This window comes from Synechococcus sp. BIOS-U3-1 (assembly GCF_014279975.1).
Taxonomy (GTDB): domain Bacteria; phylum Cyanobacteriota; class Cyanobacteriia; order PCC-6307; family Cyanobiaceae; genus Synechococcus_C.
This window is the reverse complement of the sequence record NZ_CP047936.1, coordinates 1,169,841-1,183,921: the sequence shown is the minus strand read 5'-3', so window position 1 is coordinate 1,183,921 and position 14,081 is coordinate 1,169,841. Positions and strand designations below refer to the sequence as shown.

Here is a 14,081-nt window from a genome sequence, read left to right as displayed (position 1 = left end):
CGGCTAACTTAACTGCAACTTCTCAGTGGATTCTCAAAGGCTGTAAGTAACGAATGCGTTGCAAGCCAGCTGGAGAATGTCAGCTGTGAACACGCTCTCCAGTCAATCGGTACGTCTCCATGCGCTTCAGCGAGTTGATCGCCTTTCTTGAGCAGGGCGAGTCCGGCGTTGTGAAGGTTTCCGTAGGCCAAGATCCAGACCTCCGGGGAGCCGCGTCGATCGAGTGTGCACAATCCGATCAGATCAGCTTCCTTGAACGAGGCAATGCCCTGGTCACAAGCCTTGAAACCAGTGCCGTGGGAGCCGTTCTTCTCCCGGATCAAGAGGAGCTGAAGGAGCTGGCCGAGCAACGCAAACTGGCCTGGGCTGTTTGTCGAGATCCGCGACTGGCTTTCGCTGAGGCGCTGGAACAACTCCATCCCCGTCCTGTTCTGAATGCCGGTATTCATCCCAGCGCCGTGATCTCCGATCGCGTGCAGCTTGGAGCCGGTGTCAGCATCTCGGCCAACGTGACGATTGGAGATGACACCAGGATCGGAGCTCAAACCGTGATCCATCCAGGAGTGGTGATCTACGGCAACGTGGAGATCGGGGAAGGGTGCGAATTGCACGCCAATGCAGTTCTCCACCCTGGATGCCGCGTCGGCAACGGGTGTGTCGTTCACTCCAATGCAGTCGTGGGCTCCGAAGGGTTTGGCTTTGTGCCGACGGCCAAAGGGTGGCGCAAAATGCCCCAGACGGGATTGGTTGTTCTCGAAGAGAAGGTCGAAATCGGTTGCGGAAGCACAATTGATCGTCCATCCGTCGGTGAAACGCGGATTGGAGCCGGTAGCAAAGTCGACAACCTCGTCCAGATCGGCCATGGCGTTGTGACAGGCCGGGGCTGCGCTCTGGCCTCACAGGTGGGTATCGCCGGTGGTGCGCGGCTGGGTGATGGTGTGATTCTCGCTGGACAGGTCGGCGTCGCCAATCGTGCGGTGATTGGCGATCGAGCGATCGCGAGCTCCAAAAGCGGCATCCATGGCGAGATCGGCTCAGGTGAGGTGGTGAGCGGTTATCCAGCAATTCCGAACAGGCTTTGGCTGCGCTGTTCTGCGGCCTTCAGCAAATTACCGGAGATGACCAAACAGCTACGTCAGCTCCAGCGGCAAGTTGAGCCAATGATTTCGCGCGCTGAAGAATCCGAGACCGCTCAGTAATCTCCCACCAGCACTGTCCGGGCTCGGCAACATGGATCAGCATCGAGTCGTTCTCTTGTCCGGTGATGGCATCGGTCCTGAAATCACTGTCGTGGCCAGACAGCTGTTGGAAGCCGTCTCCGCACGTTTTGACTTCAGTCTCACGTTTGATGAGCAGCTCATAGGTGGAGCTGCCATCGATGCAACTGGAGAACCGTTACCGGCAAGCACTCTCGAGAACTGCCGTGCAGCCGATGCCGTGTTGCTCGCTGCGATCGGTAGTCCCCGTTTCGATACGTTGCCGAGAGACAAGCGCCCGGAAAGCGGACTTCTTGCTCTGCGTTCAGGACTGAAGCTTTTCGCCAATCTCCGTCCGGTGAAAATCGTGCCCGCCTTGATCGATGCCAGCAGTCTGCGGCCGGAGGTGATTGAAGGCGTCGATCTGATGGTCGTGCGCGAACTAACTGGTGGCATCTACTTCGGCCAACCCAAAGGGCGAATCGAAGCCGACGGAGAAGAACGCGGCTTTAACACCATGACCTACTCAGATTCAGAGGTCGATCGGATTGCCAAAGTGGCTTTCGAGTTAGCGACTGAACGTCGGGGCCGACTTTGCTCGGTGGACAAGGCCAACGTTCTCGATGTCAGCCAGCTGTGGAGAGACCGGGTGGATGCCTTATCCAGCCACTACACCCATGTGGACGTGAGTCACATGTATGTGGACAACGCTGCCATGCAGCTCGTGCGCGATCCACGCCAGTTCGATGTCCTGCTGACCGGAAATCTTTTCGGCGACATTCTCAGCGATGAGGCAGCCATGCTCACCGGATCCATCGGCATGCTGCCCTCCGCATCCCTGGGAAGTGAGGGGCCAGGACTCTTTGAGCCTGTGCATGGATCAGCTCCTGACATCGCTGGCCAAGACAAGGCCAACCCCATGGCCATGGTTCTCTCGGCAGCGATGATGTTGCGAACAGGCTTGAAGCAACCCAGCGCTGCCAATGCGCTTGAACAAGCTGTGGATCAGGTGCTGGCGAAAGGATTCCGCACCGGCGACCTTATGGCGGAAGGATGCACACCACTGGGTTGCAAGGCCATGGGTGAGGAACTGCTCAAAGCACTCTGAACAGATTTCATCAAGCAAAATTCGAAATCGGTCCGTTGACCTGCCAAACTCTTCGGGCCAGATCTGCCTCCGTCGATGTCGAAGCGTCACCCCGTCGTGGCTGTCACCGGTTCCTCAGGTGCCGGCACCAGCACCGTGAAGCGTGCCTTCGAGCACATTTTCGCGCGTGAAAGCATCACACCGGCTGTTGTTGAAGGAGACAGCTATCACCGCTTTGAGCGGATGGCCATGAAAGATGCCATGGCTGATGCTCTGGCCAAGGGTGAGAACTTCTCCCATTTCGGCCCTGAAGCCAACCTCTTTGACAAGCTCGAAGAACTCTTCCGCGTCTACGGCGAAACAGGCGGGGGGCAGAAGCGCTACTACCTGCACAGTCCAGAAGAAGCAGCTGAACACAATTCGCGGCTGGGCGTCGATCTGAACCCTGGTCAGTTCACACCCTGGGAAGACATTCCCACCGGCACTGACCTGCTGTTTTACGAGGGTCTTCATGGTGGCGTGAAAGGTGATGGCTACGACGTCGCATTGCTTGCCGATCTTCTGGTTGGTGTGGTGCCGATCACCAATCTCGAATGGATTCAAAAGATCCACCGTGACAATGCTGAACGCGGCTATTCAGCTGAGGCGATTGTCGACACCATCCTCCGCAGGATGCCTGACTACATCAATCACATCTGTCCCCAGTTCAGCCGAACCGATATCAATTTCCAACGGGTCCCCACAGTCGACACATCCAACCCCTTCATCTGCAGGAATATTCCAAGTCCGGATGAAAGCTTTGTGATCATTCACTTCCGCAAAGGTGCTCGAGAGAAGTGGGGTATTGACTTCAACGATCTTCTGAGCATGATCCACGACTCATTCATGTCCAGTCCCACCAGCATTGTGGTGAATGGAGGCAAAATGGGATTCGCTATGGAACTGATCCTCACTCCGATCATTCATCGCATGATTGAAGAGAAGAAAAAGCTGAACTGAGTTCTTCTCAGCAGCAGCTCCAATCAGTCCTATCCTGGGCTCATCTGAATGATCAGGTGAGCCTATTTCTGTTTCACCTCCCTCCTTCGTGATTGCAGGAGCAAGCGGAAACGCCAGCCTCACTCCACGCTGGGAGCGGGTGGATAGTAGACGTTTGATCGCTTTGGCACGAAAAATTTATTTTCAGCATCTGAGCGAATCAACTCATGCGCTCGAACCCTTCGGAGTTGTGGTGAATCTCGATCTCACAGAGGGGCGTGTTGTTCTCGATGCTCCAACACTTTTGCCGCATGAACAATTCATCAGTGCAGAACTGATCAGTCGAAGACTGAAGCGATCTCGCAATCCAAAAGAACGGCTCAGAGGGACCGGGTCTTGAACGCTCTCCTGATGTCGATCCTGTTGCTGACAGGGGCCTGTGTCGGCAGCTTCATCAACGTTGTCGCCTGGCGGCTACCGAGAGAGGAGTCCGTTGTTTGGCCAGGCAGTCACTGTCCTCGCTGCGGATGTTCGGTGCAATGGCACGACAACATTCCTGTGATTGGCTGGCTGTCACTGCGAGGACGCTGCCGCAGCTGCAATCAACCCATTGCAGCTCGCTACCCCGTTGTTGAAGCTCTCTCTGCAGGGTTATGGCTCAGTTCTGCGTGGGCCATCGGCTTGGGTGCTGACTCGATCTCAGCAGACTTGGTGACCACATTGGTCAACCTGTTTGGTGGAGTCCTGCTGATCAGCCTCTTGATACCGCTGGTGCTGATCGACATCGATCACCTTTGGCTGCCGGAACCCATCTGCCGCGCTGGAGTGATCAGCGGGCTGTTGGCCACGGGACTTGTTGCAGCCTTTTCAGATCAGCAGACAGACGGAAGTCTTCTGTTCAATCATCTGCTGGCGTCAGCAGCGGGATTACTGGTGCTGGAAGCTCTCAGTGCTCTGGCCGAACGATTGGTTGGACAACCTGCTCTGGGCTTGGGAGACGCCAAACTGGCAGCGATGGCTGGAGCCTGGCTGGGTCTGGCTGGGCTGGGCGTAGCGATGGGGATCGCTGTGATCTCAGGAGCATTGTTCGGGGTTGCAGGCCGAATTACCGGGCGCCTGAAGCCCAGAGAGCCCTTTCCGTTCGGTCCTTTCATTGCCGTAGGCATCTGGCTGGTCTGGTTGATGGGCCCTGAATGGTGGTGGAGTCAGTGGGTAACACTGATCGGACCATGAAAGAGCTAAGTAGGTGCTGGAGATCAGACCGCAGGTCGACCGCCAGCACCTGCAATATCAAAAGCTCCTCCTGCTTTGACATTGGCAAGCAGAGTTCCATCGAGGAACTGCTGATCAAGCAAAATCAATGCAGCTGGACTGGAATCAGCCAAGCGCAATCTTTTCAGAACAAATCGAGCTTCAGATTCTTCCTGCAACTGCTCACCCACAAACCAATCGAGCATGGCTGTGGCAGTCCTGTCCCCTTCATTTTCTGAAAGTGTATAGATGTTATTGATTGACTTAGTGACAGTTTTTTCCATCTCATACACCTTGTCAAAAAGTGCTTTAACAGATTGCCACTCCCTCTCAGGTGAATCGATGGTTGGCAACTGAACATTGCACTCACTGTCAACAAGGTAGGCAATGAACCTTGAGGCATGCCCTCGTTCTTCAGTGCTCTTATTGAGCATATAACTGGAAAAACCAATCAGATCTCTTTCTCTCAGCCAAATCGACATCGCGAGATATGTATGACTTGCCTGAAACTCAAGGGCAAGATGTTCATTGATTGCCGATGTATGAGATGCCATCAAAAAAAGGCCAATAATTTTTTATAGGCATGCAACTGCAAGTGGGTCCTAGAGCAAAGATTAAAAACCACTGCATTTAAGCCACTCAAGTGACAAATGTTACGCACCAGTCAATTGTTTTCGTTGCTCGTTTTTAAGACTGACTGTGAACAGAACTAAGAGAACAAAAACGATCAATTTCGATTTGAAAACGCTCCTGAAATAGACGAAAAGTCCCGGTGGCATGGTTCTCGGCCCAGTCCGTCTTTTAATGGGCTGGTCTGGATCGTCCCCGTGTCTCTTTTCGACTGGTTCGCTGATCGCCGCAAGGGTCAGTCCGTGGTCAAGGTCGCTCAGGAACCCGAAGAGGGTGATGGTCTCTGGAGCAAATGTCCTGAATGCTCCCAGGTGGTCTATCGCAAAGACCTTCTCGCCAACGCAAGCGTCTGCGGCAACTGCAGCTATCACCACCGCATCTTCAGTGCTGAGCGGATCGCGATCATTGCTGACGAAGGCAGCTTTGAACCTCTCGACGAAGATCTGACTCCCACCGACCCACTCGGATTCAAAGACCGACGCGCCTATGCCGATCGCCTGCGAGAAACCCAAGCCAGCACAGGGCTTCGCGATGGAGTGATCACGGGACTCTGCCGGGTGGACGATATTCCTATGGCCCTTGCTGTTATGGATTTCCGTTTCATGGGGGGATCCATGGGCTCCGTTGTGGGGGAGAAGATCACCCGTCTGATCGAAGCTGCCACAGCCCAGCGCCTGCCCCTGCTGATTGTTTGCGCCTCAGGGGGTGCGCGCATGCAGGAAGGCATGCTGAGCCTCATGCAGATGGCCAAGATTTCAGGAGCCCTGGAACGCCATCGGGAAGCGGGTGTGCTGTACATGCCTTTGTTGACGCACCCCACCACCGGAGGCGTGACAGCGAGCTTCGCGATGCTCGGAGATTTAATCCTTGCCGAACCCAAGGCTCTGATCGGCTTTGCCGGTCGGAGAGTGATTGAACAGACCCTGAGGGAGAAGCTTCCGGACAACTTCCAGACGGCTGAATACCTTCAAGAGCATGGGTTCGTTGACACAATTGTTCCGCGAACACAGCTCAAGAAAACCTTGGCAACTCTTTTAAGCCTGCACGGCTGTCGGCCCGAGGTCGCCGTCAAGGCATGAACAACGATCTGCTGAAACGAGTCGAACAGTGGCTGGCATCAGCAGTCTTGGCCGTAGCACTGTTGACTTTGCTGATCATGGAACCGGCGCAGCCCGTATTCGCTGGTCCAGTTGATTGGCGTGAAGTGCCATCAACTGGCGAAGGGCAACAGTGGTGGGACGCAGGAAGTGTCCGCAAAACAAGAGAGGGCAATGTGTCGGTTCTCAGTCGATACAGCCTGAAAACCGAGGATGAATCCCCCGCCCTGGGGACGCTTGTGGTGATGGAGATCGACTGTGATCAGTCGCTGTATAGAGATACCCAAAAGAACGGACTGCCCCGCTTCAGAGCTGACTGGGAAGCCCCAGCCAAGGATGATCTGATCACAGAAGTCATCGATGCAGTCTGCAGTTCCGAACTGATCTGACCACTTCACCTTGATCCGCCGCCCGCTTCACCATGGCTCCCAGTCCGATATCTCAGCGCCCGATTGGTGTTGCCATCGCCGGCCTCGGCTTCGGCGAAGTTGTGCATCTGCCCGCTCTTCAGAGCGTTCCAGGGCTGGAACCTGTCGCTCTCTGGCACCGCAGTAATGATCGACTGGATCTGGCCTGCAGCCATTCCGGGCTGAAGGGTTACAACTGCTGGGACTCACTCCTCGAAGATTCCCGAGTCGATGCAGTGATCATTGCCACACCACCGGCACCCCGTTACGAGCTGGCGTTGCGAGCCCTGAAAGCTGGCAAGCATCTTCTGCTTGAGAAGCCAGTCGCCCTGAATGCGCAAGAGGTCGCGGATCTACAACGCGAAGCCATCGGCAGAGGTCTCAGCGTTGCCGTTGACTTCGAGTACAGGGCCGTTCCGTTGTTCCAGCAGGCCGCACGCCTTCTCGAGCAGGGAGCCATTGGAACTCCCTGGCTTGTAAAACTGGATTGGTTGATGAGCAGCAGAGCCAACCCGCAACGAGCCTGGAACTGGTATTCGCAGGCAAGCCAAGGGGGAGGAGTGCTCGGAGCGCTTGGAACTCATGCCTTTGACATTTTGGCGTGGTTCATCGGTTCTGTTGGAGAACCACAGGCCATGACTCGCACCGCAATTGAACAGAGGCCAGATTCCAAAGGCAGCATGCAACCCGTTGATGCTGACGACATCGCCTTGATCAATGTCGCCCTAGAGACCCATCAAGGCGGAACCGTCGCAGCCCAAATCGCACTGTCTTCAGTTGCCCGCAATGGACGTGGCTGCTGGATTGAGATCTACGGGTCAGAAGGCAGCCTGGTTCTAGGAAGTGAGAATCAGAAGGATTATGTGCATGGCTTTTCCCTGACCATGCAGCGAGGAGGAGAGGCTCCTCGAAATGTCCAGCCGGACGAGGATCTACGCTTCGCGACCACATGGAGTGATGGGCGCGTTGCACCGGTTGCGCGTCTTCAGAGCTGGTGGGCGAACAGTATTCAAAAGGGCCACCCAATGGTGCCGGGGCTTGCCGAAGGTCTTGCGAGCCAGCAAGCCTGTGACAAGACATTGTTGCCACGATGATCTCGTGAGCAGCGCGCGCTATTGCGGTATCAACGGAAACCGCGGTGGGTGACCGACAAAATGTTGTCGATTTTTTAAATCGCTTTAATCAAGACAACGTTCATTAACCAATGCTCAAGAAAGCGACCTGCTTCGCGACCCTTTTCCTGATGGCGGCTTGCTCCTCTGGAACAGTCTCTAAGGATTCAAACAAGGATCAAACCAGCGATGCCGCAATTGCAGAACAGCCTTCTGCAAAGACCGATGGCGTCGAGGACTATGAAGTCAATGACACCACCCTGTCCGGCGACGAGCGAAACGACCTTTTCGTGAATCGAGTTGGCGCCAAAGAACTGATCAACAACCTCAGACAAGGTGGATACGTCGTCTACACGCGACATGCGAGTACTACAAAAGACTGGGGTGACCAGGTCAGCCCTGAGCTCGATCTCGCCGACTGCAGCACACAGCGTCGCCTAAGCGCCGATGGCAAAGCCGAGGCCAAGCAAATCGGAGAAGGTGTAAAAGCTGCCAATATCCCTGTTGGTGATGTGATCTCGAGTGATTACTGCCGTGCCTACAACACAGCAGACCTTGCCTTTGGCAAGTACACCAAAAATTCAAATCTGAATTTCTTGCCTTGCGTTGACTGCACGCCTGCGGATTACAAGGAATACGCAGCCCGAGTGTCGCCATTGCTCTCAGCCAAGCCTGAGTCAGGCAAAAACACTTTTTTGGTAGGTCACGATGATCCATTCCAGGGCGTCACCATGGCGGTTGAACCCCCCGATGGCATTTATCCCGCTCCCATGGGTGTCTCCTATGTGATTAAGCCCATGGGTGGTGGAAACTTCCAACTGATTGCAAAAGTACTTCCCGCGCAGTGGAACGTTCTGGCTCAGTTCTGATCTCCACTGACATTTCACCTCAAAAGCTGGCTCCATGACGAGCCAGCTTTTTTATGGCTCAGATCACTTAGCAACTCATATTTGATCGAAAAGAGCCCGCACGTCAGAGATCATCAACTCTGGGCTCAGGCCTCATCAGCCCGAATCGCATAGCCCAGCGAGCAAGAAGCCGCAACCAATCAGAGCAGCAGAGATCAAATGATTCCACCCTGGGGTAGCAAATCTCACTTAAGGGTGTAAACAGAGAGGCTTGGGTGTCCTTCGGGACCCCGAGACTCTCTCAATTCCGAAGAATCAAATGGCACTGTCTGATTATTCCTCCGAACTGATTGCAACCGCACAATCTCTCGCCTCACCTGGCAAAGGGATTCTTGCTGTGGATGAATCCACCAAGACCGTTGGCAAGCGCCTGGGCTCCATCGGAGTTGAGAACACCGAAGCCAATCGTCAGGCTTACCGCGGGATGCTCTTCACCACAGCCGGTCTCGGAGACTTCATCAGCGGAGCCATCCTTTACGAAGAAACCCTGTTCCAGAACCATGCCGACGGCGAGTCCATGGTGACCAAGCTTGGGAAGCTGGGCATCATTCCAGGCATCAAGGTCGACAAAGGACTCCGCCCACTCGTGGGCGCCGGCTCGGTCGAAACGCTTTGCACCGGCCTGGACGGGCTGGTTGAGCGTGCCGCTGACTATTACGCCCAGGGAGCACGTTTCGCAAAATGGCGCGCTGTTCTGCAGATCACATCTGACGGCTGCCCCTCTGCACTGTCAGTTCGGGAGAACGCCTGGGGACTAGCTCGTTACGCACGCTCAGTCCAGGAATCTGGTCTTGTGCCGATTGTGGAGCCAGAGATCCTGATGGATGGTGATCACACCATCGAAACAACTGCCCGGGTTCAGGAGCACGTTATCCAAGAGGTCTACAACGCCTGCCAGGCCAACGGTGTTCTGCTTGAGGGAACCCTGCTGAAGCCTTCGATGACCGTGCAGGGAGCCGATTGTTCCGAGAAGGCAGATCCAGCCAAAGTTGCTGCCATGACGGTACGCACTCTGGAGCGCAGCGTCCCCGCAAGCGTTCCCGGCATCGTCTTCCTCTCCGGCGGCCTGAGCGAAGAAGCCGCTTCGGTTTACCTCAACAACATGAACACCATCGAGCGCAAAGCGAAATGGAATCTTGGTTTCTCCTACGGAAGGGCACTGCAGCACTCCTGCCTGAAAGGGTGGGCAGGTACAAATCTGGAGGCTGGCCAGAAAGCACTGCTGGCTCGCGCCCAGGCCAACTCTGAGGCCTCACTCGGTCGCTATGTGCCCGGCTCACAGCCCTCCTCCGACGAGCAACTGTTTGTAGCCGGTTACACCTACTGATTCACCATCACGCACGGCCTGACGCCACTTGCGAAACAGGCGTGCGTGACAAATCGAACACCACTCAGGTAAAGTCTCGGCCCTACGGACCTTTTTGTCCGATAGGGCTTTTTTCTGGACTTTCTCTATGGCGCTCGTTCCGCTTCGGCTTCTGCTCGATCACGCTGCCGAAAACGGCTACGGCATCCCTGCATTTAATGTCAACAACCTCGAGCAGGTGCAGGCAATTATGGAAGCGGCAGACGAGACCGACAGTCCGGTCATCCTGCAGGCTTCCCGTGGCGCTCGCAACTATGCAGGTGAAATATTTCTACGCCACCTGATCCTGGCCGCAACCGAAACCTATCCCCACATCCCCGTGGTGATGCATCAGGACCATGGCAATGCTCCTGATACCTGCTATTCGGCAGCAATCAATGGATTCACATCCGTGATGATGGATGGATCCCTTGAAGCGGATGCCAAAACACCCGCCAGTTACGACTACAACGTCGCTGTCACGAAGCAGGTTGTTGATTTCGCTCACTCCGTCGGCGTCAGTGTCGAAGGTGAGCTGGGATGCCTGGGCTCACTAGAAACCGGCAAAGGCGAAGCCGAAGATGGTCATGGCTTCGAAGGTGAGCTCTCCATGGACATGCTGCTGACGGATCCTGCAGAAGCTGCGGATTTCGTGGCTAAAACCAAATGCGACGCCTTGGCCATCGCGATCGGCACCAGTCATGGTGCTTACAAGTTCACCCGCAAACCCACCGGTGAAGTGCTGGCAATCAGCCGAATCGCTGAAATACACAAAGCCATTCCCAACACTCACCTTGTGATGCATGGATCTTCTTCAGTGCCCCAAGAGTGGCTGGAGATGATCAACAAGCATGGCGGTTCCATTCCTGAAACCTATGGGGTCCCTGTGGAGGAAATCCAGGAAGGGATTCGCAACGGTGTCCGCAAAGTGAACATCGATACCGACAATCGTCTTGCCTTCACTGCGGCAGTGCGAGAAGCGGCGATGGCTGATCCAGCCAACTTTGATCCCCGCCATTTCAATAAGCCAGCTCGTAAATACATGAAGCAGGTCTGCCTCGACCGCTATCAGCAGTTCTGGGCTGCAGGTAACGCCAGCAAAATTCAACAGCAAAGCATCACGTACTACGCCGGTCTCTACGCCAAGGGCGCGCTTGATCCAAAAGCTGCTGTTGCTGTTTGATCAACTTGATCGCAGAACTTGCATCACCAAGGGGCCATGCGGCCCCTTTTTTTTGATTTGTCATCAAAAGCCTTTAGTCATCAGAGACGGATTGAAATCCCATCAAACCCATATCTTTCACAAAAGAGTCATTGCACAAAACAAACAAGGGGCAGCATTCCATTGAATAAAGATGCTTACTTCATCTGATTGAATCAAACGACGACCTATAGGCCAAGAGAGAGCAAAGCTCATATCCAAGAGAGATCTACCATAGGAATCCTTTGATCGGTTTCGAATGGACGAGGTTCAAATTCAAATCTCACCCGTTCAGCGGCGATCATTCGACCGTTTGATCAATTTCACCGATGCCGTTGTTGCGATTGCGATTACCCTTCAACTGCTTCCACTGGTTGACATTAACGCAACAGATGGAGAGTCGATATGGAAACTAATCAGCGACAACTCATCTCAGATATTTGTATTTTGGTTTACATTTTTAATCCTTTCCGTGCTTTGGCTTAAGCACAATCAGGTCTTCAATTCGATGAGAGCCTTTGACGGGACAATTTTCTGGTTGAATTCGTTATGGATGGCCTTGATTGTCTTTCTTCCGTGGCCCACAGCACTGTATGGTTCGTTATCTGATGGTCAGCTGAATGACACCCAGGGGGTTGGCCTCCTGTACTGGTGGACCCTCTCACTGATTAGCGGAGTTGGATGGCTCGTTGCAATCCATGCCTGGCAGAAGCCTGAGCTGCTTGAGGAGTCAGTCCTCCGAGAACGTCGTGAAGGTTCAGGGCTCAAAAAATATCGAGGAGCAAGCTTCGTTTCCGCATTCCTATTGATTGGCCTTGCCGCAGAATTTACGCCTCCACTGGTGCCCTATTTGAGCCTGGGAATCATTCCAATGGACTTGTTATTGAGGAAAAGAACAGGAGGCAAAAAGCGAAAAAGATAAACACGCAACAGCTGCTGAAAGAAGCCCTTCAGGTCTGCAGTGTGAGTTGTCCTGAAGATGCATCAAGCAACGCTTTACGCCCTAAAGGGAGTGCGAGATTCGGCTGACCATGACCAAGCGGAAGGTCCATCACCAGAGGAACGCCGAGATCACCGAGACGTTCCTCAAGGATTTCATCCATGGAGAAATCGCCAGGAAGAACGTCGTCTTCTGTCCAGCGGAAACGACCACAGGCCACTCCCGCCAAACCCTTGAACAGACCAGCGCTGCGCCACTGGGTGAGCATTCGATCCACTCGATAGGGCGCTTCACCTACATCCTCCAATACAAGAATTGCTCCTTCGAGCGAAGGGAACCAGTGAGTACCAATCAGATGGGTGGCAACCGTGAGGTTCGTGACGACCAGACGCCCCCGGGCCATTCGACCGCGTAATCCTCGTCCTTGCAGAGGTTGCGTTGGGCGTCCGCTCAGCAGGTCAACCGTGCGTTGCCACTGGTCCTCCACTCCCCAGGCAGAGCCATGGATGGCTCCCAGTAGACCGGCCTGCCACTGGGCGAGCAACAGGGCACTGCTGTCAGAAAATCCAAGAGACCAGAAGGGTCGATCGGGAAAATGCAGCCCAGACTCCAGCACGCGCGCGGCACCCCAGCCACCTCCCACATAAACCACGCCATCGAGAGTGGGATCGTTCCAGGCCTCCTCGATTGATTCACGTCGCTGAGCATCAGTGGCAGAAAACCATTGCCACTGACCTCTGACGCTCTCTGGAATTTCAAGACTCCATCCCTGGGCTGCGCAACGCTGCAGCAATGGCGTGAAATCCGTGTCGGGGTCCATCCAGGTGCCTGGATTGATGGCTCTCAGCCGTGAACCACGACGTAGTGGAGACACTGGCCGAGGTTGACGTGGCCTGGGAACGGTTTTGGGATGGCCTCCAGCCCAGGACCCAGCAACTCCCGAGCCGGCGCAGAGAGCCAGCGCCAGAAGAGAACGACGATGCATGGATCAGGAGAGCAGTGCTTCCAGAATGGCTCGACCTGCAATGCCTCCTGTCTGTTGATCACAGGCGCGCTCAGGATGAGGCATCAGACCAAGCACCGAACCCGTGGCATTCGTGATGCCGGCAATATCGGACACGGACCCATTGGGGTTTACGCAGTACTGCAAAGCGATGGCGTCATCATCCTGAAGCTGCTTGAGCGTGTCATCGCTGCATTGGTAGCGGCCTTCTCCATGGGCAATCGGCAGGGAAAACTGACTTCCACGGACACGGGAAGACAGCCATGGCGATCGATCACTGACCACAGAGAGAGCGGTGTCCTCACAGATGAAATGAAGATCGCGATTACGAGTGAGCGCTCCAGGCAGAAGGCCCAATTCCGTTAACACCTGGAAACCATTGCAGATACCCAGAACCCGTCCACCGGATGAGGCGAAACTGAGCAGTGATTCAAGGACCGGAGCGAACCTGGCGATCGCACCGCAGCGCAGATAGTCGCCATAGCTGAATCCACCGGGAAGAACAACCGCATCAAGGCCGCTCAGATCCCGATCCTCATGCCAGAGGTATCGCGTTGGCATTCCCAGGCAGCCCTCGGTCGCCCAGCGAACATCACGGTCGCAGTTCGACCCCGGAAAAACGACAACCCCGATGGTCATGACTGGGTCAACTCAAGAGTCCAGTTCTCAATCACAGGATTGGCAAGCAGCCGATCACTGAGCAGCTCCAGGTTTCGCCGTGCTTCCGCCTCGTCCGATGCCTCCAGCTCCAGTTCCACGGCTTTGCCGATGCGCAGTCGCTCCACACCATCCACACCAAGACGAGACGCGGCCGCCCTGGCAGCCTCACCGGCAGGGTCGAGAACCGATGGGCGCAGGTGCACCAGAACGCGGGCTTGGTAACGCGGCACGGGCTCTGAGCAGCAATTGTTAAATATTGACAGGCC

The 14,081-nt window shown here is 55.0% G+C and carries 16 protein-coding genes; 12 read left to right on the top strand and 4 right to left on the bottom strand.

Translation table 11 applies throughout. From position 1 onward, the window contains the following. The first annotated feature begins 119 nt into the window (after positions 1–119). The 5 genes from lpxD to SynBIOSU31_RS06155 all read left to right on the top strand — a co-directional run bounded on the left by lpxD (position 120) and on the right by SynBIOSU31_RS06155 (position 4,494). Complete coding sequence (lpxD, locus tag SynBIOSU31_RS06175; protein ID WP_186492572.1) at positions 120–1,199, top strand: UDP-3-O-(3-hydroxymyristoyl)glucosamine N-acyltransferase; 1,080 nt, start codon at positions 120–122, stop codon at positions 1,197–1,199. Between the two features lie 31 nt (positions 1,200–1,230). Then, positions 1,231–2,304 carry a 3-isopropylmalate dehydrogenase gene (gene leuB, locus SynBIOSU31_RS06170; RefSeq protein WP_186492571.1) on the top strand — a complete coding sequence of 358 codons (1,074 nt, stop codon included), beginning with the start codon at positions 1,231–1,233 and terminating at the stop codon, positions 2,302–2,304. A gap of 75 nt (positions 2,305–2,379) precedes the next feature. Beyond that, positions 2,380–3,282, top strand: a complete 903-nt coding sequence (locus SynBIOSU31_RS06165) for a phosphoribulokinase (RefSeq protein WP_186492570.1) — start codon at positions 2,380–2,382, stop codon at positions 3,280–3,282. Positions 3,283–3,370: 88 nt separating this feature from the next. Then, complete coding sequence (locus SynBIOSU31_RS06160) at positions 3,371–3,661, top strand: hypothetical protein (protein ID WP_186492569.1); 291 nt, start codon at positions 3,371–3,373, stop codon at positions 3,659–3,661. An 11-nt stretch (positions 3,662–3,672) separates the two neighbouring features. Continuing rightward, positions 3,673–4,494, top strand: coding sequence for a prepilin peptidase (locus SynBIOSU31_RS06155; protein WP_186492568.1), 822 nt, complete (start codon positions 3,673–3,675; stop codon positions 4,492–4,494). A gap of 23 nt (positions 4,495–4,517) precedes the next feature. Here the strand turns inward: SynBIOSU31_RS06155 and SynBIOSU31_RS06150 are convergent, their stop codons facing one another. Next, a complete protein-coding gene (locus SynBIOSU31_RS06150) occupies positions 4,518–5,066 on the bottom strand; it encodes a ferritin (protein ID WP_186492567.1) in 549 nt (182 codons plus the stop codon). A 273-nt stretch (positions 5,067–5,339) separates the two neighbouring features. Between SynBIOSU31_RS06150 and accD the strand changes: the two genes are divergently transcribed. From accD to SynBIOSU31_RS06115, 7 genes are all read left to right on the top strand, one after another. Beyond that, positions 5,340–6,221, top strand: a complete 882-nt coding sequence (gene accD, locus SynBIOSU31_RS06145) for an acetyl-CoA carboxylase, carboxyltransferase subunit beta (protein ID WP_186492566.1) — start codon at positions 5,340–5,342, stop codon at positions 6,219–6,221. Continuing rightward, complete coding sequence (locus SynBIOSU31_RS06140; protein WP_186492565.1) at positions 6,218–6,628, top strand: hypothetical protein; 411 nt, start codon at positions 6,218–6,220, stop codon at positions 6,626–6,628. Before accD ends, SynBIOSU31_RS06140 begins: the two co-directional genes overlap by 4 nt. 32 nt (positions 6,629–6,660) lie before the next feature. Then, positions 6,661–7,740: a Gfo/Idh/MocA family protein gene (locus SynBIOSU31_RS06135; protein ID WP_186492564.1), complete on the top strand. Its 1,080-nt coding sequence runs from the start codon at positions 6,661–6,663 to the stop codon at positions 7,738–7,740. A 110-nt stretch (positions 7,741–7,850) separates the two neighbouring features. Beyond that, the gene (locus SynBIOSU31_RS06130) at positions 7,851–8,627 is read left to right on the top strand and encodes a histidine phosphatase family protein (protein ID WP_186492563.1); all 777 of its coding nucleotides are present in this window, start codon (positions 7,851–7,853) and stop codon (positions 8,625–8,627) included. 298 nt (positions 8,628–8,925) lie between these two features. Further along, on the top strand, positions 8,926–9,993 hold the full coding sequence (locus SynBIOSU31_RS06125; protein WP_186492562.1) for a class I fructose-bisphosphate aldolase: 1,068 nt from the start codon (positions 8,926–8,928) through the stop codon (positions 9,991–9,993). Positions 9,994–10,120: 127 nt separating this feature from the next. Next, positions 10,121–11,194 carry a class II fructose-bisphosphate aldolase gene (fba, locus tag SynBIOSU31_RS06120; protein ID WP_186492561.1) on the top strand — a complete coding sequence of 358 codons (1,074 nt, stop codon included), beginning with the start codon at positions 10,121–10,123 and terminating at the stop codon, positions 11,192–11,194. Between the two features lie 277 nt (positions 11,195–11,471). Then, positions 11,472–12,134 (top strand): TMEM175 family protein, encoded by a 663-nt coding sequence (locus SynBIOSU31_RS06115; protein WP_186492560.1) that lies wholly within the window; start codon positions 11,472–11,474, stop codon positions 12,132–12,134. A gap of 28 nt (positions 12,135–12,162) precedes the next feature. Here SynBIOSU31_RS06115 and SynBIOSU31_RS06110 read toward each other — a convergent pair whose 3' ends face one another. The 3 genes from SynBIOSU31_RS06110 to purS are packed head-to-tail and all read right to left on the bottom strand — an operon-like array spanning position 12,163 to position 14,045. After that, entirely contained in the window at positions 12,163–13,137 is a 975-nt protein-coding gene (locus SynBIOSU31_RS06110; RefSeq protein ID WP_186492559.1) for a S66 peptidase family protein, read from the bottom strand. Positions 13,138–13,140: 3 nt separating this feature from the next. Further along, positions 13,141–13,794: a phosphoribosylformylglycinamidine synthase subunit PurQ gene (purQ, locus tag SynBIOSU31_RS06105; protein ID WP_186492558.1), complete on the bottom strand. Its 654-nt coding sequence runs from the start codon at positions 13,792–13,794 to the stop codon at positions 13,141–13,143. Continuing rightward, positions 13,791–14,045, bottom strand: a complete 255-nt coding sequence (purS, locus tag SynBIOSU31_RS06100) for a phosphoribosylformylglycinamidine synthase subunit PurS (protein ID WP_255477392.1) — start codon at positions 14,043–14,045, stop codon at positions 13,791–13,793. Before purS ends, purQ begins: the two co-directional genes overlap by 4 nt. Between the last annotated feature and the right edge of the window lie 36 nt (positions 14,046–14,081).